This is a genomic window from Streptomyces sp. MK37H, assembly GCF_018035285.1.
Lineage (GTDB): Bacteria > Actinomycetota > Actinomycetes > Streptomycetales > Streptomycetaceae > Streptomyces > Streptomyces endocoffeicus.
Genome location: NZ_JAAAYH010000694.1, coordinates 1 through 3,008, shown reverse-complemented (window position 1 = coordinate 3,008; position 3,008 = coordinate 1). Strand labels below are relative to the sequence as shown.

The window sequence follows — 3,008 nt, the reverse complement described above, 5'->3', positions numbered from 1 at the left end:
TTCTCACGTGAGAGGCCGTTACGCCGGTCCACCGGGCCGATGACCAGCGGCAAGCACTCGGCATGCGTCACCGAGGTGCGGCCACGGCTGTCGTGATCGTCCGGGTGGCCTTGTCCGGACCTGTCCTCCCGGCCCTCGCGGGCCCGGGGAGACTCCACTCACTGAAGAAGCGAAGGCTACGACCGTGCGTACGTACAGCCCCAAGCCCGGCGACGTTCAGCGTCAGTGGCATGTCATCGACGCCACCGACGTGGTTCTGGGCCGTCTGGCCACCCAGGCCGCCACCCTTTTGCGGGGCAAGCACAAGCCGGTGTACGCGCCGCATGTCGACGCTGGTGACTTCGTCATCATCATCAACGCCGACAAGGTGCACCTCTCCGGCAACAAGCGGACCCAGAAGATGGCGTACCGCCACTCCGGCTACCCGGGTGGTCTGCGCTCCATCCGCTACGACGAGCTGCTGGAGAAGAACCCGGAGAAGGCCGTCGAGAAGGCCATCAAGGGCATGCTCCCCAAGAACACCCTGGGCCGTCAGATGCTCTCGAAGCTGAAGGTGTACTCGGGCGACCAGCACCCGCACGCCGCTCAGCAGCCGGTTCCGTTCGAGATCACCCAGGTCGCGCAGTAGTCCCGGCCACCCCTTACGACGAAGAGAATCTGAGGAGCATCGTGGCCGAGACCACCGCCGAGACCACCGCCGAGACCCCCCTCGATGTCGAGGAGTACACCACCGAGAGCGTCGAGACGGTCGAGTCGGAGTACACCTCCGAGTCGCTCGCTTCCCGCTTCGGTGACCCGCAGCCTGCCGCCGGCACCGGGCGCCGCAAGAACGCCGTGGCGCGTGTCCGCATCGTGCCGGGCAGCGGGCAGTGGAAGATCAACGGGCGTACTCTTGAGGAGTACTTCCCCAACAAGGTCCACCAGCAGGAAGTCAACGAGCCCTTCAAGGTGCTCGAGCTGGACGACCGCTACGACGTCATCGCCCGCATCTCCGGCGGCGGCGTCTCCGGCCAGGCCGGGGCGCTGCGTCTGGGCATCGCCCGGGCGCTGAACGAGGCGGACGTGGACAACAACCGCGGCCCCCTCAAGAAGGCCGGCTTCCTGACCCGTGACGACCGCGCCACCGAGCGTAAGAAGGCCGGTCTGAAGAAGGCCCGCAAGGCGCCGCAGTACAGCAAGCGCTGACGCCCATCGCGGCACCGCTGCTTCACCCGAACGCCCCGGCGGCACCACCTGTGCCTCCGGGGCGTTCGGCTATCGCCACCGGGGGGCGTATACCTACAAGCAAGCTTCAGCCCCCCCAGCTCGTAACTTCGGAGGACACCAGTGGGACGACTCTTCGGTACGGATGGTGTGCGCGGCGTCGCGAACGCCGATCTGACGGCTGAGATGGCGCTCGGCCTGTCGGTAGCGGCGGCGCATGTGCTCGCCGAGGCGGGAACCTTCGAGGGCCATCGGCCGGTGGCGGTGGTCGGGCGGGATCCGCGAGCGTCCGGGGAGTTCCTGGAGGCGGCCGTGGTGGCGGGGCTGGCCAGTGCCGGGGTGGACGTACTGCGGGTCGGCGTGCTGCCCACGCCGGCCGTCGCGCATCTGACCGGGGCGCTGGACGCGGACCTCGGGGTGATGCTCTCCGCGAGCCACAACCCGATGCCCGACAACGGGATCAAGTTCTTCGCCCGCGGCGGCCACAAGCTGGCCGACGAGCTGGAGGACCGCATCGAGACCACGTACCACGCCCACGCCTCCGGTGAGCCGTGGGACCGGCCGACGGGCGCCGGGGTGGGCCGGGTCCGGGACTACGACGAGGGCTTCGACGCCTATGTGGCCCATCTGGTCGGCGTCCTCCCCAACCGGCTCGACGGCCTCAAGGCCGTCATCGACGGGGCGCACGGTGCCGCCGCCCGGGTCTCTCCGGAGGCGTTCGCGCGGGCCGGGGCCGAGGTCGTGACGATCGGCACCGACCCGGACGGGCTCAACATCAACGACGGCTACGGCTCCACCCACCTCGCCCGCCTCCAGGCCGCCGTCGTGGAGCACCGGGCGGACCTCGGCATCGCCCACGACGGGGACGCCGACCGCTGTCTCGCGGTGGACGCGACGGGCCGCGAGGTCGACGGCGACCAGATCCTCGCCGTCCTGGCCCTGGCCATGCGCGAGTCGGGCGGGCTGCGCGGGGACACGGTGGTCGGCACCGTGATGTCCAACCTCGGCTTCAAGCTGGCCATGAAGCGGGAGGGCGTCGAGCTGGTCCAGACGGCGGTCGGGGACCGCTATGTGCTGGAGGAGATGAAGTCCCACGGCTACGCCCTGGGCGGTGAGCAGTCCGGGCACGTGATCGTCCTCGACCACGCCACGACGGGTGACGGTACCCTCACCGGCCTGCTGCTGGCGGCCCGCGTCGCCGCGACCGGCCGCACCCTGGCCGACCTCGCGGGGGTCATGGAGCGACTGCCGCAGGTGCTGGTCAACGTCCCCGACGTGGACAAGTCCCGCGTCGCCTCCAGTGCGGATGTGGCCGCGGCCGTCGCCGAGGCCGAGCGCGAGCTGGGCGAGACCGGCCGGGTGCTGCTCCGCCCCTCGGGCACGGAGCCGCTGGTGCGGGTCATGGTCGAGGCCGCCGACATCGAGCAGGCCCGCTCGGTCGCCGGCCGCCTGGCGGACGCCGTGAAGTCGGCCCTGGGCTGAGCGCTCCGCTGGACCTGCCCTGGCCTGCCGTCGATCGTCTGCGGCGCCGTCGTGGCTGGTCCCACGCGGCGGAGCCGCATATCGACACAGTCGCGGCGGAGCCGCACATCGACACAGCCCCGCGCCCCTTCGGGACGCCGTCCGAACCGCAGCCGGCTTCCGCCGCTCTGCCTGGTGGTCCGGGCGGGGTCGCCGTCGGCCACCCCAGCCCTGCGGGGTTTGAGGGGCTACCCCAGTCCTGCGGGGTTTGAGGGGCTACCCCAGCCTGAGGGGCTACTCCAGCCCCTGCGGGGTTTGAGGGCCACTCCAGCCCCTCCGGCGTT

The 3,008-nt window shown here is 70.8% G+C and carries 3 protein-coding genes; all 3 read left to right on the top strand.

The annotated features are described in order from the left end of the window. Positions 1-184: 184 nt before the first annotated feature. A complete protein-coding gene (gene rplM, locus GWI24_RS42830; RefSeq protein WP_020869230.1) occupies positions 185-628 on the top strand; it encodes a 50S ribosomal protein L13 in 444 nt (147 codons plus the stop codon). A gap of 41 nt (positions 629-669) precedes the next feature. Then, entirely contained in the window at positions 670-1,185 is a 516-nt protein-coding gene (gene rpsI / locus GWI24_RS42825) for a 30S ribosomal protein S9 (protein WP_210951421.1), read from the top strand. 141 nt (positions 1,186-1,326) lie between these two features. Further along, positions 1,327-2,685, top strand: coding sequence for a phosphoglucosamine mutase (gene glmM / locus GWI24_RS42820; protein WP_210951420.1), 1,359 nt, complete (start codon positions 1,327-1,329; stop codon positions 2,683-2,685). The last annotated feature ends 323 nt before the right edge of the window (positions 2,686-3,008 follow it).